This window comes from Methylobacterium sp. 17Sr1-1 (assembly GCF_003173775.1).
GTDB lineage: Bacteria > Pseudomonadota > Alphaproteobacteria > Rhizobiales > Beijerinckiaceae > Methylobacterium.
Genome location: NZ_CP029552.1, coordinates 4,636,027 through 4,654,754, shown reverse-complemented (window position 1 = coordinate 4,654,754; position 18,728 = coordinate 4,636,027). Strand labels below are relative to the sequence as shown.

General features: G+C 70.7%; 20 protein-coding genes and 1 pseudogene. 8 read left to right on the top strand and 13 right to left on the bottom strand.

Features of this window, described 5'->3' with window-relative positions:
- Positions 1-68: 68 nt before the first annotated feature.
- Together DK412_RS21075 and DK412_RS21070 are read right to left on the bottom strand one after the other, a co-directional pair.
- Entirely contained in the window at positions 69-344 is a 276-nt protein-coding gene (locus tag DK412_RS21075; protein WP_093568718.1) for a hypothetical protein, read from the bottom strand.
- Positions 345-351: 7 nt separating this feature from the next.
- Positions 352-627: a hypothetical protein gene (locus DK412_RS21070; RefSeq protein WP_109973553.1), complete on the bottom strand. Its 276-nt coding sequence runs from the start codon at positions 625-627 to the stop codon at positions 352-354.
- A 355-nt stretch (positions 628-982) separates the two neighbouring features.
- Here DK412_RS21070 and DK412_RS21065 point away from each other — a divergent pair, with 355 nt between their 5' ends.
- From DK412_RS21065 to DK412_RS21050, 4 genes are all read left to right on the top strand, one after another.
- Entirely contained in the window at positions 983-1,726 is a 744-nt protein-coding gene (locus DK412_RS21065; protein ID WP_109973552.1) for a Crp/Fnr family transcriptional regulator, read from the top strand.
- Between the two features lie 124 nt (positions 1,727-1,850).
- Positions 1,851-2,774 carry a PAS domain-containing protein gene (locus DK412_RS21060; protein ID WP_162596265.1) on the top strand — a complete coding sequence of 308 codons (924 nt, stop codon included), beginning with the start codon at positions 1,851-1,853 and terminating at the stop codon, positions 2,772-2,774.
- 183 nt (positions 2,775-2,957) lie between these two features.
- Complete coding sequence (locus DK412_RS21055; protein ID WP_109973550.1) at positions 2,958-3,674, top strand: AzlC family ABC transporter permease; 717 nt, start codon at positions 2,958-2,960, stop codon at positions 3,672-3,674.
- The gene (locus DK412_RS21050; RefSeq protein ID WP_109973549.1) at positions 3,671-3,991 is read left to right on the top strand and encodes an AzlD domain-containing protein; all 321 of its coding nucleotides are present in this window, start codon (positions 3,671-3,673) and stop codon (positions 3,989-3,991) included. Before DK412_RS21055 ends, DK412_RS21050 begins: the two co-directional genes overlap by 4 nt.
- A 197-nt stretch (positions 3,992-4,188) precedes the next feature.
- On the opposite strand, the gene DK412_RS21045 is transcribed toward DK412_RS21050, so the two are convergent.
- From DK412_RS21045 to DK412_RS21030, 4 genes are all read right to left on the bottom strand, one after another.
- Positions 4,189-4,611, bottom strand: a complete 423-nt coding sequence (locus DK412_RS21045) for a low molecular weight phosphatase family protein (protein ID WP_204165414.1) — start codon at positions 4,609-4,611, stop codon at positions 4,189-4,191.
- Between the two features lie 103 nt (positions 4,612-4,714).
- Positions 4,715-5,203 carry a UPF0262 family protein gene (locus DK412_RS21040; RefSeq protein ID WP_048446985.1) on the bottom strand — a complete coding sequence of 163 codons (489 nt, stop codon included), beginning with the start codon at positions 5,201-5,203 and terminating at the stop codon, positions 4,715-4,717.
- Positions 5,204-5,308: 105 nt separating this feature from the next.
- Positions 5,309-6,598 carry a histidinol dehydrogenase gene (hisD, locus tag DK412_RS21035; RefSeq protein ID WP_109973548.1) on the bottom strand — a complete coding sequence of 430 codons (1,290 nt, stop codon included), beginning with the start codon at positions 6,596-6,598 and terminating at the stop codon, positions 5,309-5,311.
- 53 nt (positions 6,599-6,651) lie between these two features.
- Positions 6,652-7,095 (bottom strand): DUF2948 family protein, encoded by a 444-nt coding sequence (locus tag DK412_RS21030; RefSeq protein WP_204165413.1) that lies wholly within the window; start codon positions 7,093-7,095, stop codon positions 6,652-6,654.
- Positions 7,096-7,379: 284 nt separating this feature from the next.
- Here DK412_RS21030 and DK412_RS21025 point away from each other — a divergent pair, with 284 nt between their 5' ends.
- Positions 7,380-7,703, top strand: coding sequence for a hypothetical protein (locus tag DK412_RS21025; RefSeq protein WP_348629339.1), 324 nt, complete (start codon positions 7,380-7,382; stop codon positions 7,701-7,703).
- A 267-nt stretch (positions 7,704-7,970) separates the two neighbouring features.
- On the opposite strand, the gene DK412_RS31130 is transcribed toward DK412_RS21025, so the two are convergent.
- Both DK412_RS31130 and DK412_RS21010 read right to left on the bottom strand, forming a co-directional pair.
- A complete protein-coding gene (locus DK412_RS31130) occupies positions 7,971-8,135 on the bottom strand; it encodes a hypothetical protein (protein WP_245447149.1) in 165 nt (54 codons plus the stop codon).
- A gap of 692 nt (positions 8,136-8,827) precedes the next feature.
- On the bottom strand, positions 8,828-9,163 hold the full coding sequence (locus DK412_RS21010) for a hypothetical protein (RefSeq protein ID WP_162596264.1): 336 nt from the start codon (positions 9,161-9,163) through the stop codon (positions 8,828-8,830).
- Positions 9,164-9,348: 185 nt separating this feature from the next.
- Here DK412_RS21010 and DK412_RS21005 point away from each other — a divergent pair, with 185 nt between their 5' ends.
- Complete coding sequence (locus tag DK412_RS21005) at positions 9,349-9,969, top strand: glutathione binding-like protein (RefSeq protein ID WP_109973543.1); 621 nt, start codon at positions 9,349-9,351, stop codon at positions 9,967-9,969.
- Between the two features lie 17 nt (positions 9,970-9,986).
- Positions 9,987-11,249, top strand: a complete 1,263-nt coding sequence (gene pepT, locus DK412_RS21000; protein ID WP_109973542.1) for a peptidase T — start codon at positions 9,987-9,989, stop codon at positions 11,247-11,249.
- 61 nt (positions 11,250-11,310) lie between these two features.
- Here pepT and DK412_RS20995 read toward each other — a convergent pair whose 3' ends face one another.
- From DK412_RS20995 to DK412_RS20980, 4 genes and pseudogenes are all read right to left on the bottom strand, one after another.
- Complete coding sequence (locus DK412_RS20995; protein ID WP_109973541.1) at positions 11,311-12,486, bottom strand: aminotransferase class V-fold PLP-dependent enzyme; 1,176 nt, start codon at positions 12,484-12,486, stop codon at positions 11,311-11,313.
- A 154-nt stretch (positions 12,487-12,640) separates the two neighbouring features.
- Positions 12,641-13,894 carry a TetR/AcrR family transcriptional regulator gene (locus DK412_RS20990; RefSeq protein WP_109973540.1) on the bottom strand — a complete coding sequence of 418 codons (1,254 nt, stop codon included), beginning with the start codon at positions 13,892-13,894 and terminating at the stop codon, positions 12,641-12,643.
- A gap of 59 nt (positions 13,895-13,953) precedes the next feature.
- Positions 13,954-14,967, bottom strand: coding sequence for an NAD-dependent epimerase/dehydratase family protein (locus tag DK412_RS20985; protein ID WP_109973539.1), 1,014 nt, complete (start codon positions 14,965-14,967; stop codon positions 13,954-13,956).
- An 83-nt stretch (positions 14,968-15,050) separates the two neighbouring features.
- Positions 15,051-16,697: pseudogene (locus DK412_RS20980) on the bottom strand (inorganic phosphate transporter).
- 332 nt (positions 16,698-17,029) lie between these two features.
- Between DK412_RS20980 and DK412_RS20975 the strand changes: the two are divergent.
- Positions 17,030-17,263, top strand: coding sequence for a GcrA family cell cycle regulator (locus DK412_RS20975; RefSeq protein ID WP_093568735.1), 234 nt, complete (start codon positions 17,030-17,032; stop codon positions 17,261-17,263).
- A gap of 70 nt (positions 17,264-17,333) precedes the next feature.
- On the opposite strand, the gene DK412_RS20970 is transcribed toward DK412_RS20975, so the two are convergent.
- Positions 17,334-18,677: a CHASE3 domain-containing protein gene (locus tag DK412_RS20970; RefSeq protein ID WP_109973538.1), complete on the bottom strand. Its 1,344-nt coding sequence runs from the start codon at positions 18,675-18,677 to the stop codon at positions 17,334-17,336.
- Between the last annotated feature and the right edge of the window lie 51 nt (positions 18,678-18,728).

Genomic DNA, 18,728 nt, shown 5'->3' with positions numbered 1-18,728 from the left:
GCCCGTCCCGGATGAGGCTACCGGCGGGAGACGGTCACCGTCACGAGCTGCCTACCTTCCAGGGCCGCTCACTTGCGGGCGGCCATCATGTCGTGGGTCAGCACCGTCAGCTTGCCGATCAGGCTGGTGATGTCGCCATGGGTGCAGGACCATTGCGTGCCGACCGCCCCGCCGTCGGAGGAGACCGACACCACCGCGACGGAGCGCAGCTTGCCCTCGCGGGCGAGGCGCAGCTGCTCCTGCAGCACCTCGATCATCGAGGCGGTGTTCTCGTCGACGGGGGCCGCGGCCACGGCCTGCGGGAAGGCGACGACGCGGGTGGTTTCGGCGGCGATTTCGCTCATGGTGACTCTACGAACGCTTGAAGGAATCGGGAGTGCGGGGGCCGCGCGCGGCCGCATCGCGGTCGCGCGGGGATCCCGGCTTCTGTGCGCCTCCGGCACGGTCGAGCCGTCCCAGGAGGTCGGCGAGATCCGCCGGCAGCGCCTCGGCCAGGCAGCCGTCGAACGCGGCGTGCAGGCCGGGGGACAGAAATGACGCCAAGGACGCGGCCGTGCAGCCCGCATCGCCGGTCTGCCGGACCGGGGCCAGGATGGCGGGAACCGGCCCGCCGGGTCGATCGTGCATCGCCCGTGACATCATCGCAGCCTCGCGCTTCAGGAGCCGCCCTCGCCGCCAAAACTGCCCATCCGGCCGCGGATCACAATCCCCGCTCTGTGGCCGAGCTTCCACTTCCGACCCTGATGTTGTGAGACCGCAACACTCTGCGCATCGGCCCGGATCGCAATACCGTCCCGGTCCGGGCGGGAACCGGCAGCGACGTCGCCGGCCACTCCATTGGGTGTAGAGGTCGCCGACGATTGGGGAAGGGCGGTACCAATTAGTAAAAAATAGTTCGGTCTCAATGTCGGTATTAACTTTTGTTAGAAAATGGTGGACATAAATGTGTTAGTTCAGGCATCAGGCGCGGTGGTGGGGTGCTTTGGCTGAGTTTCTCATTCGCAAGCTCGAGCACTTCGCGAGCTTGTCCTCCGACGACAAATACGCGCTCGATCAGGCGTCGCGCCAGCGCACGCGCCGTATTCGCTCGCGCGACGACATCGTGCACGAGGGGGATCTCCCGCAGGGCGTGAACCTGATCCTCGATGGATGGGCCTGTCGGTACAAGACCCTCGAGGACGGCCGCCGCCAGATCATCGCCTATCTTCTGCCGGGCGACCTGTGCGACCACAACGTTTCGATCCTGGGCGAGATGGATCACTCGATCGGCACCGTCACCGCCGTGACCCTGGCCGAGATCCCCACCGAGACCATGCGCCAGCTCACCGCCGGGCATGCCCGGCTGTCGCAGGCCTTGTGCTGGGAAGCCCTGGTGGCGGCGGCGATCCAGCGCGAATGGACGGTGAATATCGGCCAGCGCACCGCCTTCGAGCGCCTGGGCCACCTGCTGTGCGAACTCTACGTCAGATTGCGTGCCGTCGGGCTCACCCAGGGTACGACGTGCGAGCTGCCCCTGACCCAGGCCGAGATCGCCGATACGATCGGGCTGTCGGTGGTGCACGTCAACCGTACGTTGCAGGAACTGCGCAGCGTCGGGCTGATCTCCCTGCGCGGCCGCGAGCTCACCATCCACCGGCTCGAGGCGCTGCAACGGGCGGTGCAGTTCAACCCGAACTACCTTCATCTGGGCCGCGAAGGGCGGCACCTCGACTCCAATGAGGCGTGAGGCTGCCGGGCAAGGGGTTTCGGGGCAAGAGGTGGTTTCTGGGCAAGAGGTTCCTCGTCAAGAGATTGCCGGGCGACAGGAGGCGTCCGGTCCGGAGGACGGGGAGGAGCCCGATTTCCGCCGAATGGTCGAGAGCATCCCGCACCTCGTCTGGCAGGCGAACCCGCTCGGCGACTGGATCTGGGCGAGCCCGCAATGGGCCGTCTTCACCGGGCAGAGCCCCGACTCCAGCCGCGGCTACGGCTGGCTCGACGCTGTCCATCCTGAGGACCGCGAGCGCACGCTCCAGGCTTGGCAGGCGACGACTCGGCAGGGCGACCTCGCAATCGAGCATCGCCTGCGGCGCCGATCGGCGGACGGTATCGACGGCGAGACCCACCTCTGGTTCTTCACCCGCGCCACGCCCCGGCGCAACGGCGACGGCCGGCCGGTCGCCTGGTTCGGCACCTCGACCGACATCCACGCCCTGCACCTGATGCGCGAGGCGCAGGCGCGCTTGATCCACGAGTTGCAGCGCCAGGGCCGCAACAACCTCGCGGTGACCCGCGGGATCGTGCGCCGCATCGCCGACACGGCGGTCACGGCCGACGACGTCGTGGCCTATGTCGACGACCGCTTGGCCGCCATGGCCCGCATCCAGGCCGAAGTCTCGCGCGAGCCGCTGAGCGGCGTCGCCCTGGAAGTGCTGATCCGTGACGAGCTGTCGGCCCATGCCCTGCCGGAGCCGAGCGAGCTCGCCGGTCCGCCGGTGCGGCTGCCGGCCGAGATGGCCGAGAAGCTCGGTCTCGCCCTGCACGAACTGGTGCTGAGCGCGGTGCTCGACGGCCACGATCGGATCGCCGCGACCTGGACCACGACGCCGGCCCACCTCACCCTGATCTGGCGCGAGCGCGCGCGGCGCGGGGAGACGGCGATCGAGAGCAGCGGCGGCAGCCTGCGCGGGGAGATGCTGGAGCGGATGCTCGCCTACGACCTGCACGCCGTCACCACCGTCACCGAGACTCGCTACGAGCGCCAGGTCGTCATCCTGCTGCCGCTGCCGCGGTGAAGGTGCGTCTGTTTCACGTGGAAACGATGCCGTGATGCGTCACGCTGCGGTTTCGTCAACCTTGACGGGGGCGCCCGCGGTCGCGGCCCCCGCAACCCTGGCCGGCGGATCCGCGGATTGACGCTTGCCGGGCCGGTGCGCGACAGACGGGGCTCCCGCTGCCGACACGTTCTCCCGCACCCCATGTCCCACGCGTCCGCCGCGCCGTTCACCCGGGCCGGCATCCTCACGGGCATCCGGCTCAGCCTGCCGCTCTGGCCCAGCATCGCGGTGTTCGGCGCCGCCTTCGGGGCCGCGGCGGCCCAGCGCGGCGTGAGCCTCGCGGAGGCTGTGGGCGCCAGCGCCCTCGTCTATGCCGGCTCGGCCCAGATGGTGACGCTCGAGGTCTGGGGCCAGCCCTGGACCCTGAGCGCGCTCCTCGCCGCCATGACGGTGACCGGCCTCATCAACGCCCGCATGATCCTGATGGGCGCCACGATCCAGCCGTGGATGCGCGGCACGCCGCTCTGGCGCACCGCGATGACGCTGTTCGTGCTCGTCGACGCGAGCTGGCTCATCGGCGTGCGTCACCGCGCCGAAGGCGGGCGCGATCTCGGGGTGCTGTTCGGCTCCGGCATCGGCCTGTGGCCGCTCTGGGTCGCCTCGACGGCGGCCGGCCACCTCGCCGGTGCCCTGGTGACCCAGCCCCGGGCCTACGCCCTGGACATGATCCTGCCGGTGTTCTTCGCCGCGATGCTGGCGCCGCTCTGGCGCGGCGTGCGGCCGGCCCTGCCGTGGCTCGCCTCCGGCCTCGTGGCGCTGCTGGTGCAGCGGCTGGTGCCGGGCTACGCCTTCATCGCGGCGGGCGCCGCGGCGGGGCTCGTCACCGGCCTCCTCGTCGATGACGGGGCGCCGCGATGATCGACGCCGTCCTCGCCAGCCCGGCCGGCCCCTGGATCGCCATCCTGGCGCTCGCCCTCGTCACCTATCTGTGCCGGGCGTCGGGCGTGGTGCTGATGAGCCGGGTGCGCCTCACCCCGCGGGTCGAGCGCGGCTTGCGTGCCCTGCCGGGCTCGATCGTGGTGGCGACCGCGCTTCCCACCGGCCTCTCCGCCGGCCTGCCCGGATTGCTCGGCCTCGTCACCGCCGCCGGCGTGATGGCGCTGACGCGGTTCGAGCTGGCGGCGGTGCTGGCGGGACTGGGGGTGGTGGCGGCCGGGCGGGCGCTCGGGTTGTAGAAACCCGTTCGGCTGTCTCGCTCGATCGATCCCACCCGCAACCTCATCCCGAGGTGCCGCGGAGCGGCCTCGAACGAGGGCTCCAGCTCGGTCGGAGACTTCTGGAGGCTTCCTTCGACGCTCACTCCGTTCGCACCTCAGGATGAGCTGGATGGTGGGACAGACCGGACGATCGGAACGGCTTGGGGTTTCCGCCCTCACCGCAACCGCTGCCGGATGCGGAACCCCAGCCCGTCGCGCACGTCGCGATAGGCGTCGAGGCGCTGCTCGCGCGAGCCTTGCGACACCGTCGGGTCCGGGGTCGGCCAGTACTCGACCTCGGCCGCCACCGTCCGGGTGAGCTCCAGGGCGGCGTGGTGGGCCTCCGGCGAGAGCGAGACGATCAGGTCGAAGTTCAGGCCCTCCCACTCCTCCAGCTCCTCGAGGGTGCGGGGGCGGTGGCGCGAGGCGTCGATACCGACCTCGTCGAGGGCCGAGATCATGAACGGGTCGGTGGGCTCGCCGCTGCGCACGCCGGCGGATTGCACGTAGACCGACTTGCCGAAATAGTGCCGGGCCAGGGCCTCGGCGCAGGCCGAACGCACCGCGTTGAAGTTGCAGACGAACAGCACCGACTGCACCCGCTTGCCCGATCTCAGTGGTTCGGGTCTCGCAGGATCCGGCTTCGACGAATCGGCCCCGGCGGGAGCGGCACTGTCCGGAAGGGAGCTTCCGGACACCGGCTCAGCCTTTCCAGTGCAGGGCGAAGATCAGGGTGAACAGCCGGCGGGCGGTGTCGTGGTCGATCTCCACCTTGCCCTCCAGGCGCTGGCGCAGCAGCTCGGACGCCTCGTTGTGGACCCCGCGCCGGCCCATGTCGATCGCCTCGATCTGGCTCGGGGAGGCGGTGCGGATCGCCTTGAAGTAGCTGTCGCAGATCATCTCGTAGTCGCGGATCACGCCGCGGAACGGCGTCAGCGACAGGAGATGGGTCATCACCGGCTGGCCGTCGGCGGTGGAGATCGCGAAGGACAGCTTGTTCTCGACGAGGCCCAGCGCCAGCGCGTAGGGGCCGCCCTCGTGGTTGGCCACGCGAAAGCTGTTCGATTCCAGGATGTCGTAGATCGCGATGGCGCGCTCGTGCTCTTGGTCGGGGTTGCCGCGCCCGATCGAATCCTCGTCGAGCGTCACCGCCGCCAGGCGCTGTCGCGGATCGGGAGCCTCGCTCGCCATCGGATCTCCTCCCCCGTCTCGGGTGTGTCGGCGGGTGTGTTGGAACATGCAGCAGAGGCGAGCGCGGTCCCGCGCGCAAGCCGGACGTAGGATGAGCCGGACTGATTAAAGGTTCAGGCGGATCGCCACCGAGCGGGCGTGGCCCTCCAGCCCCTCCGAGCGGCCGAGGGCGACCGCCGCGGGGCCGAGCGCCCGCAGGGCCTCGGGCGTGCAGGAGAGAAGCGAGGTCCGCTTCATGAAGTCGAGCACGCCGAGGCCGGAGGAGAACCGGGCCGAGCGGGCGGTCGGCAGGACGTGGTTGGGGCCGCCGACGTAATCGCCGATCGCCTCCGGGGTGTGGGCGCCGAGGAAGATCGCCCCGGCATTGCGCACCCGCGCCGCCAGCTCCTCGGCCTCGGTCGATTCGATCTCGAGATGCTCGGGCGCGAGGCGATCGACCAGCGGGATCGCGTCGGCGAGACGCCCCACCCGCACGATGGCGCCGTAATCGCGCCAGCTCGCGGTGGCGATCTCGGAGCGCGGCAGGGTCCGGAGCTGGCCCTCGACGGCCGCCGCCACGGATTCGGAGAGCGCGTCGCTGTCGGTGACCAGGATCGCCTGGGCGGCTTTGTCGTGCTCGGCCTGCGCGAGCAGGTCGGCCGCGACCCAGTCCGGGTTGGCGGAGGAATCGGCGAGGATCAGCACCTCGGAGGGACCGGCGATCATGTCGATGCCGACCTGGCCGAAGACCCGGCGCTTGGCCGCCGCCACGTAGGCGTTGCCCGGGCCGACGATCTTGGCGACCGGCCGGATGGTGGCCGTGCCATAGGCGAGCGCCGCCACGGCCTGGGCGCCGCCGACCCGGAAGACCTCGTCGACCCCGGCGAGCTTGGCGGCGGCGAGCACCAGCGGGTTGGTGATCCCGTCCGGCGTCGGCACCACCATGGCGAGGCGCGGTACGCCCGCGACCTTGGCCGGCACCGCGTTCATCAGCACCGAGGAGGGATAGCTCGCGGTGCCGCCCGGTACGTAGAGGCCGACCGATTCGAGCGCGGTCCAGCGCCAGCCGAGGGTGACGCCCAGCGCATCGGTCTCGCGGTGATCCGCCGGCACCTGGGCGCGGTGGTAGGTCTCGATCCGCTCCTTCGCCAGCCTCAGGGCGTCGAGGGCCTCCGCCGAGCACGCCGCCGTCGCCGCGTCGATCTCCTCGGAGGAGACCCGGATGGTGTCGGGGGTCAGGTCGAGCCGGTCGAAGCGCGTCGTATAATCGATCAGCGCGGCGTCGCCGCGCTCGACCACGTCGCGGATGATGTCGCGGACCGCCATGTCGACATCCTCCGCCACCTCGCGCTTGACCGAGAGCAGGCGGGTGAACTGCGCCTCGAAGTCGGGGTCGCGGGAATCGAGGCGCTGCATGCGGGATCCGGTCTCGTGGTCGGCGGGACTTCGCCCGCCGACTGCCAAAAAATTCAGGCCGCGTCGAGGGGCATGTCGAGATGGGCCGGCTTGCTCTCGGCCTGCCAGACCGGGCCCAGATCCTTCATCGCCGCCTCGATGCATTCGAGTTCGAGCCGGATGGCGCCGCCGCCGGAGAAGACCAGGGTCGCGGTGCCGGACGGCGCCTCGCCGGGCTCGAAGGTGATGGCCAGAAGCTCGAGCGGGCTGTCGGGCTCGTCGCGCGCGATGTTGCGGCAGCGGACGGCGAGCACCCGCTCGAAGTGCAGGCCGGTCAACCGCCGTCGCGGCGGGGCGCCGTCGGGGCATTCCCAGTCGAAGCGGCGCGCCACCAGGGCGAAGCGGCGCTCGCGGGGCAGGTAGGCGAGGTCTCCGGTCCGCAGGACAGCATCCTGAAGGTGGGTCGAGATGACCGCGAGATCGTCGGCGTCGAGGGCAGCGAGCTTCAGGAGCTCCATCTCCGCGTCCTTCACTGTCGGCGTCCCTGTGCTTGGGGCCGGTCCGTCGAGCGGCCGGCCCGCGCTGTTCGGAATGATACTGAACGTAGGTAGCGATGGCCCCCGCCGACGACAACCATCGCCCGGCCGATGGCGGGGGACCGGTGATTTAGCGAGGGCTTCTCGGCAAGGCCGCCTGTCGCAACGGCACCGAATCGCCTCAGCCGGCGTTCATGTCGGGACGCCTAGCGTGACCGGCGAGACAAGGTCCGACACGACCGTCAGAAACCGTGAGGAGAGACCCCGTGAGAACCGTGATGACCGCCGCCCTGGCCGCCCTGACCCTCGGCCTCGGCGCCGCACCCGCCTTCGCGCAGTACGGCTATGGCGGCGGCTACGACGACGACCGCCCGCGCCGCCGCTACGAGGAGCGCTACGACTACGACCGCCCGCGCTACCGCGACGAGTACGACCGTCCGCGCTATCGCGGCGAGTATGGCGGGGGCCGCATCGGCCGGATCTGCGTCACCGCCCGTGGCAATTGCCCGACCCGGCCGGCCCCGCTCAACTCGTCCTGCGGCTGCGAGGTCCCGGGCTTCGGCTTCAAGCGCGGCGCCATCGGGTATTGATGGTCGTCCGGTGGGGCGAGCGGACTTGCCGCGCGCCTCGCCGGGGCTTGGCGATGGGCGTGACCCTTCGCTCCCGATCGGCGGTAGCATCGAGGATCCGATCGGTCCCTCTTCCCTCCCACCCGCGCCCTCATGCCGAGGTGCGAGTGAACCGAGCCGCGAAGGACGCCTCCAGGGATCGCGGAGGCTTCTGGACTCCTCTTCGAGGCCCACTTCGCGGGCACCTCAGATGAGGGCGTGGATGGGATAAATTCTTCTAAAGGCTTCTTATTCTGCATCCACCGCGTCATTCCGGGGCCGCGCGGCGGAACCCGGGATGATGCGGCGGGTGCCAAGATTGTCGGACAGCGCCGAGAGCACCAGGGCCGGCGTGCGGTCGCCGGCGTCGCGCAAGCCCTGCGGTCGGGTCAGGCCATCGAGCCCCGGCAGCATCCGGTCGAGAAGAATCGCGTCCCGGATCTCGTCCCCCGCGCGCTGCGCGCCCTCCGGCCCGGTCGCCGCCTAGGCGACCGCGTGCCCGCGCCCCCCGCAGGTCGCCCAAAATCTCCTCCGCCGTCGCAGGGTCGTCCTCGATCAGCAGCAGCTTTGCCACGGATGTGTCAGGTCCTCCATGCAGCCAGCGTGGATCGTCCCTCGCGGTTCGCAGGTTCACACCTCCGGTCGCGCGCAGTCCCTCTCCCCGCCGGCGCAGGGCTGTCCGGGGAAAAATATGGGGTGGGTGCATCCGGGCCGGTTCGGCATCGCTCCACTCCGGCCATCATCCCGGAAGATGGCGCTGTCGTCCGAGGTGGTGCTCTGTGCTTGCAGATGGACCCGGAGTCGGTCGAGCTGCTGATCGATGGTCTGGGCTTTGGCCTGGCGCGCCGTCGAGACCCGCACGTAGACAGCCGTCCTCATGGCTTGCCTCCTCTGCGGGGGGGAAGGCCATCTGCGTCGCTGCCGGTGGGGCTTGGGGTGATCCCCAGCTCAGGATGAGGCCGTAGGCCCGACCCCACCGCCGAACTGCGTCCGGTGTGGTCGTGGTCTGACGGCGGATCTGGCAGTGGCGACGCATGGGCACCTCCCCGATCGCTCGCTCGATCGAGATCTGCCCTCTGGCTGGCCGCTGTGCAGCCGCGCCCACGTCACCACGTCAGGACCAGCCGCGCCGTGCGCACCAGACAAAACTTGTCGTTCGTGATCAGGCCATTGAGCTGCTGTTTCGCTGGCTCAAGCAGCACTTGGCGATCCGCCGCTGCCTGGGCCACAGCGTGGAAGCCGTGCGCCTGCAACTGGTGGCGGCGATGATCACCTTCGCGCGGCTGCGCCTGGCTCTGCGCCGCCACTGCCCGCGCGTCCCGATCCTGCGCCTGGTCGATCTGCTGCGGCAGGGCTTGTTCGAGCCTCAAACCTGGGCCGACGTCCGCGCCTTGCTGTCCCCAAAAACTGCCTCGACCACACGCAGAAGCAGACAGATACATGGCTCCTCACTTCCCCGGACAGCCCTGCACCCGCGGGGAGAGGAGGAAGCCCGCGCCTCGTCCTGTCCCCAATCAGCCAGCATGTCCTGAGAGCGCACCAGCCGTGACGGCTCTCCCCGTCAAACCGGCGCGACTCCGCCCCCGAACCGCTCTACCTTCCCGCCCGCACCGCACGGGAGCGCAGAATGATCCAGCTTTATGCCTGGGACACGCCGAACGGCCGCAAGATCAGCGTCGCGCTGGAGGAGCTGGGGCTGACCTACCGGGTCGAACCGGTGGACATCACCAAGGGCCGGCAGTTCGAGCCCGCCTTCCTCGCCATCAGCCCGAACAACCGCATCCCGGCGATCGTCGATGTGGAGGGGCCGGACGGGGCGCCGATCTCGGTGTTCGAATCCGGCGCGATCCTGGTCTACCTCGCCGAGAAGACCGGGCGCTTCCTGCCGGCGAGCGGACGCGGCCGGGTTCAGGTCATGGAGTGGCTGATGTGGCAGATGGGCGGCTTCGGGCCGATGCCGGGCCAGGTCCACCACTTCCTCGGCGTCGACGAAAAAGACCGCACCTACGGGCTTGAGCGCTACCAGAAGGAGACGCGCCGCCTCTACGGCGTCCTCGACAAGCGCTTGGCCGAGGGTGAGTTCGTCGCCGGCGACCTCTCGATCGCCGATTTCGCCATCCTGGGTTGGGCCTGGCGCCACGCCCGGCACCGGGTCGACCTCGCCGACTACCCGAACGTGAAACGCTGGTACGAGGCGCTGATGGCCCGGCCCGCCGTGCAGCGCGGCTTCTCGGTGGCGCTGACCTGATGCAGGGATCCGACGAGATGACGGACGGAACGGCCATCCGGGCCGAGCTGATCGAGCGCTTCTTCCGCTACCTCGCGGTGGCGAGCCAGAGCGATGCCCGCGCCACCACCCTGCCGAGCACGCCGGGCCAGCGCGCGCTGGCCGAGCTCCTGGCCGGGGAGCTGCGCGACCTCGGCCTCTCCGACGTGGTGCTCGACGAGCACGCGATTCTTACGGCGCGCAAACCCGGCACCCGGCCCGGCGCTCCGCCGATCGGCTTCGTCGCCCATCTCGACACCGTCGATGTCGGGCTCTCGCCCGAGATCCGCCCGCAGGTGCTGCGCTTCGACGGGTCCGACCTCTGCCTCAACCCCGCTCGGGACATCTGGCTGCGGGTCGCCGAGCATCCGGAGATCGCGGCCTACAAGGGCGAGGACGTGATCGTCGGCGACGGGACGAGCGTGCTCGGGGCCGACAACAAGGCGGCGATCGCCGTCCTGATGACGCTGCTCGCGACCCTGACGCCCGAGGATCCGCACGGCGACATCTGGATCGCCTTCGTGCCCGATGAGGAGATCGGCCTGCGCGGCGCCAAGGTCCTCGATCTGGCGCGCCTCCCTTGCGACTTCGCCTACACGATCGATGCCTGTGGCCTCGGCGAGGTGGTGATCGAGACCTTCAACGCGGCCGGCGCCGAGATCGTGTTCACCGGCGTCGCCGCGCATCCGATGTCGGCCAAGGGCGTGCTGGTGAACCCGCTGCTGATGGCGCACGACTTCGTCAGTCGGTTCGACCGTGCCGAGACGCCGGAGAACACGGAAGGCCGCGAGGGCTACATCTGGTTCAACGGCCTTCAGGCCCATTCCGGCGAGGCCCGCCTCCAGGTCATGATCCGCGACTTCGACAAGAACCGTTTCGCCGCCCGCAAGGAGCGCCTGCACGCGGTGGCGGCGGAGATCGCCGCCCTCTACCCGACCGGCCGGGTGGAATGCCGGATTACCGACACCTACGGCAACATCCACGACAGCCTCGGCGAGGATCATCGCCCGGTCGATCTCCTGTTCGCCGCGCTCACCGCCGAGGGGATCGCGCCGCGGCAGATCCCGATGCGCGGCGGCACCGACGGCGCCGCCCTCTCGGCCCGCGGCCTGCCGACGCCGAACTACTTCACCGGCGCCCACAACTTCCACTCTCGGTTCGAGTTCCTGCCGGTGCCGGCCTTCGCGGCCTCGTGGCGGGTGACGCGGCGGATCTGTCTGCTGGCGGCGGAGCCGGTGACGGGTGAAACGCGATCGGCTTGACCGCGCGAGGGGCCGCTGAAGGTGGACGGCAGACGGCTCATCCGTTGAGTCGAATGTCCTGCTACCTCAGCGTGCTCATGACTGAGACAAGATGATCGATCTCATCTTCAGTATTATAGTAGTGTGGAGATGCCCGCACGAGCGAAGGAAGCTTCCGAGCTTCGGCGTCCAGGAGAGTGCTGGAGGGGTTGGAGACACTCACATTGATGCCCGAGAGGGCGAGCTTCGCTTTGACGCCGTCCGCGCCGCGGTTCTCGACCGAGAACGTCACGATGGCAGCCGGATCGCGTCCCAGGTCGTAGACCCTGACACCGGAAACGGCTCTCAGGCCGTCGCGCAGTCTCGCTGACAGATCGCGGCAGCGCGCCTCGATCACATCGAGACCGACCTCCAGGGCGTAATCCACCGCACGGCCGAGCCCGAGCCGGGCAGCGTAGTTGTTTTCCCACGTCTCGAAGCGTCGCGCGTCAGGTCGCAGTTCGTAGCGGTCCGGAGCAACCCAGGGCGCCGCGAAATGGTCGAGCATCGGCGGTTCCAGACTCCGCATCAGCTCGCGCCGGACGTAGAGGAATCCCGTGCCGCGCGGGCCACGCAGGAACTTGCGGCCCGTCGCGGCCAGCACGTCGCATCCGAGTTCATCGACCCGCGTCGGCATTTGGCCGACGGCCTGGCAGGCATCGAGCAGATAGGTCACGCCGTGCCGGCGCGCGATCCGTCCGACCGCCGCGGCGGGATTGCGCAGGCCGCCGTTCGTCGGCACCCAGGTGATCGCGATGAGCTTGACGCGCCCGTCGATCATGCGTTCGAGGGCTTCGGGGTCGAGCACGCCGTCCCCGTCATCGGGGACAATCTCGATGACCGCCCCGGTTCGCTTCGCGACCTGAAGGAAAGCGACGTAGTTCGCGGCGTATTCCGCCCGGGCCGTCAGGATCCGGTCGCCCGGCTGGAAGGCGATGGCGTAGAACGCGAGCTGCCAAGCGACCGTCGCATTCTCGGCGAGCGCGATCTCGTCGCGATCCGCCCCGAGCAATCGCGCCACGCTGTCATAAACGCCATCGAGCTGGGGGGCTGCCTCCCCGGCCGCCTCGTACCCCCCGATCTCGGCTTCGCGGGTGAGATGGCCGACCATGGCGTCGAGCACAGGCTGCGGCATCAGCCCGGCGCCAGCATTGTTGAGGTGGATGCGGTGAGCGACGCCTGGCGTCTCGGACCTGAGCTTCGCGATCTCGATGGCCATGTCTCTCGCCTTACCTATCCCCCAAACCGGCCATCAATGGACGTCGCGTCGACGGCGACCATATTCGAAGGGATTGTCCGGCGTGACGCCAGTCAGCCTCGGCCATGGGCTGAAGGCAGTCCCTCGCCCATGGTCAAGCTGATCGGGTCGGGCCCTAGCGTGCCGGCGGCGCGAACAACCCCAGGAACAGCGGCCTCGCATAGAGATCCGCCGCATTGTCCGGCGTCACCCCCGGCACCCAGGCCGGCAGCTCGGCCGCCGCGTTGACCATGCTGGAGACGAGCTGGGCGGCGATGCCGGCATCGTGCGGGCGCACCGAGCCGTCGGCCATGCCGTCGACGAGGCAGAAGCCGAAGCGCTCGGTCAGGCGGTTCATGGTGCGCCGGGTCTCGGTGCGCAGGGCCTCCGGCAGGGCGCTGAAGGCGGTGACGCGCAGCAAGGGACCGCCGGGGCCGAGCTGGCTGCGCACCAGCGTGGCCGACGCGGTGCAGATCCGGTCCCAGCCGCTGCCGCCGTTGGCATCCGCCGCGTCCTGCACCGCCCGGATCTGCGCGAAGCTGCGGGCGAAGCAATTGGCGACGAGGTCGTCCTTGTTGTCGTTGTGATGGTAGAATGAGCCCTTGGTGACCTTGAGGAGGCCCGAAATCTTCTCCACCGAGGCGCCGCGATAGCCCTGCTGGTTGATGAGGATCGTGGCGGCGCGCAAAAAGGCCTCCGGCGAGACCTCGCTCTCCTCCGGCGGCGCCTGCTCGGGCAGGAGGGCGGGGTGCCAGCGTAAGCCCGGCGCGGCGAGGCCGCGCGTGAGGAGGTCGGTCATCCGGGCGCCGGCCCGGGCGTAGTCCCGCGGCTCGTAGCGGTGGATCCACAGCCGGGTCGAGTGGATCACCGAGAGCAGCAGGTGGGTGCGGGCGTTGCGGTCCGGCCGGTCGAGGCCGGCCTCGTCGAACAGGCCGCGCAGGCGGCGAAACAGCGCGTTGTAGGCCGAGAACACGCTCTCGGCCTGGGGGGCGGGCAGCGCCCGCACGTCGTGGAGCACCGCGAGGTCCGGCTCCTCGCCCGCCGCCATCGCGGCCCGATGGGCGACCATCAGGTCGAGGAGGAGGGCGAGCCGCGCCGGCCCGTCGGGCGCCGCCTCCGCCCGCGCCGCCAGGCCATCGAGCACGCCGATCGTGTGCAGGAAGCAGGCCGCCGCCAGGTCCTCCTTGCGGCGGTAATAGTAGGTCACGCTGTTCGTCATCAGCCCGACGCTGCGGGCGACGTCGGCGAGCGTCGTGCCCTTCACCCCGGCCTCGTTGATCAGGGCGGCGGCGGCATGGAGGATCGCGTCGCGCTTCTGGGCGTAGCGCCGGGTCTGGCGCGGCGCCGCGTCGGGAACGGGCACGGTCTCGGGATCGAGGCTGCGGGGCATGGGAGGATTGAGCACTGTCGCGGCCGCCCTGGCAAGCCGGTGATTTGACCGGGCTCCTCTCACGCTCCCGTGCCGTAATGCTCCCGGTACCAGGCGACGAAGGCCGGGATGCCGGTGTCGAGCGGCGTCGCCGGCACGTAGCCGACGAGGTCGCGCAGGAGGTCGGGGCTCGCTTCCGTCCGCTCGACGTCGCCGGGCGGCAGGTCGCGCAGGTGGCGCTGGGCCGTCCGGCCGAGGGCCTGCTCCAGGGCGCCGAGCATCGCCGAGACGCTCACCGGCCGGCCGCCGCCGATATTGACCATCCGGTAGGGCGCGACGGGGCTCAGGGTGTCGGCCGCCGAGACCGGGGCGGCGCCGGGCAGGGGAGGGGGGGCGTCGATCAGCCGACTGATGCTCTCGACGAGGTCGTCGATATAGGTGAAGTCGCGCACCGCCCTGCCGTGGTCGTAGACGTCGATCGGCTCGCCCGCCAGGATTTTCCGGGTGAACAGGAAGAGCGCCATGTCGGGCCGGCCCCAGGGCCCGTAGACGGTGAAGAACCGGAACGCGGTGGTGGGGATCTTCCAGAGGTGGGCGTAGGAATGCGCCATCGCCTCGCCGGCGAGCTTCGAGGCGGCGTAGATGGTGAGCGGCCACACCGCCCGGTCGGTCTCGCGGAACGGCACCGCCTTGTTGCCGCCATAGGCCGAGGAGGTCGAGGCGAAGAGCAGGTGGCGCACCGGATGCGCCCGGCAGCCCTCCAGCACCTGGAAGGTCCCCACCATGTTGCCCGACACGTAGGCCTCCGGGTGCTCCAGGCTGTAGCGCACCCCGGCTTGCGCGGCGAGATGCACCACCACCTCCGGCCGCGCCTCGGCCATCAGCGCCATGAAGGTGCCGGGCTCCTCCAGCATGAAGGCGTGGGACGAGAAGCCGGGCAGGGTCGCGAGCTGCGCCAGCCGGGCCTGCTTGAGGGCGACGTCGTAGTAGTCGGTCAGCCCGTCGACCCCCACGACCTCGTGGCCGGCCCGGAGCAGGCGCCGGGCGAGATGGAAGCCGATGAAGCCGGCCGTGCCTGTCACGAGGAAGCGCATGGCGGGTCCCTGGCGCGGGCCGAAAAAAGCGCCCGCTCGACGCGGTTACACGCCTGCGGGCCGGGTTGCCAGGGTGCGTGTCCTCAGAACACGTGCCGCAAGCCCCAGTACAGCGCGCCCGCCAGCGCGATCGCCGCCGGCAGGGTCAGGATCCAGGCGAGCGCCAGGTTGCGCACCGTCGCCATCTGCAGGCCGGTGCCGTTGGCCCACATCGTGCCGGCGACGCCGCTCGACAGGATGTGGGTGGTCGAGACCGGCATCCCTTAGGCCTCGGCGAGCCCGATCGTGCCGGCGGCGACCGCTTCCGCCGACGCGCCTTGCGCGTAGGTCAGGTGCTGCTTGCCGATGCGCTCGCCGACCGTGACGACGATCCGCTTCCAGCCCACCATCGTGCCGAGGCCGAGCGCCAGGGCGACCACGACCTTGACCCAGGTCGGGATGTAGCGGGTGCCGTCGTCGAGGGTGCGCTGGTAGTCCTTGAGGGTCTTCTTCTCGGGCTCGGAGAAGGGCGAGTGCTCGCCGGTGAGGAGCCGCACCGCGTCGCCGGCGAGGTACATGTCGTTGCGCAGGTTCTGCGTCGCCGCCGCCGGCACGTGCCGGATGGCGCCGTAATTCTGCACCTCGGCGGCGATGTCGTCCGCGAGGCCGGCCAGCGCCGCGAGGCCGTCGGGCGCCGCGAGGGCCTTCCCCGGCGCCTGCGCCTTCAGGGCCTCCCCGATCCGGGCGCGGGTTCCGGCGGCGTCGGGCACGGCGGCGGAGGCGGCGTGGTCGCGGAACACCCGGCTCGCGGCTTGCGAGCCCTCCACGAAGGCGGGCGTGCTCGAATCCGGCATGGTGCGGTTGAGCGCGTAGGCCGTCGGGGCGGCGCCGATCAGGATCAGCATGATCAGCCCCATGCCCTTCTGGCCGTCGTTGCCGCCATGGGCGAAGGACACGCCGGTGCAGGTCAGGATCAGGAGGCCACGGATCCAGAGCGGCGGCGGCGCCTCGCCCTCGGGCGCGCGGTAGAGGTCGGGCCGGCGCACCAGGCGCTTGAGCGCGAAGAGCAGGCCCGCGGCGCAGACGAAGCCGACGAGGGGGCTGAACAGCAGCGATTCGAGCACGCTCAGCGCCTGCCCCCAGGCGACGCCGGAGGCGGCGTGGTCGGGTGCCATCAGCTGGTTGGCGAGGCCGACCCCGATCACCGAGCCGATCAGCGCGTGCGAGGAGGAGTTCGGCAGGCCGAGCGCCCAGGTGCCGAGATTCCACACGATCGCCGCGAGGAGCAGCGCGAAGATCATCGCGTAGCCCGCCCCCGAGCCGACCTGGAGGATCAGCTCCACCGGCAGCAGCGTCACGACGCTGTAGGCCACCGCGCCGGTCGAGGCCATGACGCCGAGGAAGTTGAACGCGCCCGACCAGACCACCGCGACGACGGGCGGCATCGCGTGGGTGTAGATCACGGTCGCCACCGCGTTGGCGGTGTCGTGGAAGCCGTTCACGAACTCGAAGGCGAGGGCGATCACCAGGGCGAGGCCGAGCAGCGCGAAGGCCCCGATGGCGAGCGGCGGCTGGCCGGCCCGGTGCATGTCGGCGACGAGGTTGTAGCCGCCATAGGCGAGGCCCGCCGCCAGCACGGCGAGGAACCCGGCCATGGCCGCCGGGTGCAGCCGGTGGTCGAGGCGCGGCCCGGAGCGGGCGTGACCATGCGCCGCGCCGGCGCGATCGGGGGCGAGGGCGGCGTCGGTCATGGCGGCCTCGGGGCAAGCGCGCGGTGGCGGGGATCACTCAAGGATAGGGCACGTGGATGGCAAGTCGATGACGCCGCGAGGATGGGCCGGAGCCGGCGCGGACACCCTCGCGGCTGTCGAAAACCACGCGTAAATGCTTAGGGGGCTTGCGTTCTGCGAGACGCAACCCCAAATTCATACGATCACCGCTGCCCTTGAGCGACGCGTGTGCGCACGGGTCTCGAGGGGGCGGATCCCATGGGGTGGAGAATCCGGCGACGGACCTGCCCGCCACGAACCGGCCCGGCGCCCTTCTGGTCGAGGGTGACGGAAGGCCAGCGAGTCAGTACCCGATGAACCAGCTCGTGCGCATGTCGCATATCGTGACCGCAGACACCGTCGAGGAGCCCTCTCCGAGCCTCCGGGTTCCGTTCGCCCAGTCGGGCGCCTTCGTGTGCAAGTTCATCATCGGCGAACCGAACGACCGTGCGGTCTGCTGCGGTGCGCCGGTGCAGGACGGCAAGAGCTGGTGCGCCTTCCACCGCCGGATCGTCTTCGAGCCGACCCGGCCGGGGCGGCTGCGATAGCAGAGCCCGGCCGGGACCGCTACCCCGTCCCGCGCCGTTTTCGGCCCTCCTCCTCGTCTCGAGGCGTGCCTCAGGCGGCCCGGCCGTAGATCGGGAAGGCTTCCTGCCGGCCGCGCAGGGGCTGGCGGCTGACCTCGTGCCACCCCGTCCCGGAGGTCCGGCTCGCATCGAGCGCGGCCTGCGACACGAGCGTGGTGGCCCCGAAGGTCTTGGTCGCCTGTTCGAGCCGGGCCGCGACGTTGACCGCGTCGCCGAGCACGGTGAATTCGAGCCGGTCGTCGTCGCCAACCACGCCGACGAACACCTCGCCGCAATGCACCCCGATGCCGATGCGCACCGGGGGCTCGCCCGATCCCGCGTTCCACTCGGCCACCAGGGCCTCCAGCCTGCCCGCGAAGGCGAGGGCCTGGGCGGCGGCGTCCCTCCGCGCCTCCGGCACGCCGAACACCACGAGCGCGCCGTCGCCCATGAACTTGTCGATCACGCCGCCGGTCTCCCGGGCGGCCTGGGCGACGCAGCGGCGGAACCCCGTGACCAGGATCGCCACCGTCTCGGGATCGGCCCGCTCGGCGATCGTGGTGGATCCGCGCATGTCGACGAAGGCGATGGCCGCGTGCCGCCGCTCGCCGAGCCGCAGGCCGCCGCCCCGCTCCATGCTGCCGCCGCGCTCCAAGAGCGGCGCCAGCTCGGCGGGCAGGAAGCGCGACAGGGCGGCCCGCCGCGTCGCCTCGCGCAGGGCCAGGACAGCGAGCAGCGCCATGATGCCGACCGACACGACGCTGCCGATCCCGACCATCGCCTCGATCCGGTGGGCGTGCTGCTGGTAGCCGACCAGCAGGTCGTCCTCCTGGGCGCGCATCGTCTCGATGATCCGGCGGATCTCGTCCATCTCCGCCTTGCCCTCGCCGGCCCGCACCAGGGCCAGCGCCCCGTCGCGGTCGCCGGCGCGGTCGAGGGCGAGCGTCCGGTCGAGCTCGGTGAACTTGCGGGCGATGGCGGGGCGCAACGCGCGCAGGCGGGCCTCCTGGGTCGGGGCGCTGCGCAGCTCGGCTTCCAGCACCGGCAGCTCCGCGGCGATCCGGGCCTGCCCGGCGGTGTAGGGCACCAGGAAGGCCGGATCGCCCGTCAGGAGGTAGCCGCGCTGCCCGGTCTCGCTGTCGAGGAGGTCGGCCAGCACCTGCATCAGGGTCCGGTCGACCGACAGCGTGTGGGTGATGCGGTGCTGGACGCTGCTCTGCCAGGCCAGCAGCAGCCCGTTGGCGGACCCGACGAGCAGCAGCAGCGCCGCCCCCGCGGCGGTGAGCCGGGTGCGGCCGCGGAGGGGACCGAGCCGGATGGGGTCGAGCCGCAACGAGCCGAGCCGCGCGAGGAGCGGCCGGCGGGCCGAGGGACTTGGCGTCGGGTCTGCGGTCATGTCGGTCCGTCCGGCGCCGGGCGCGGACGGGCCCTCGGCTCCCGGCGATAT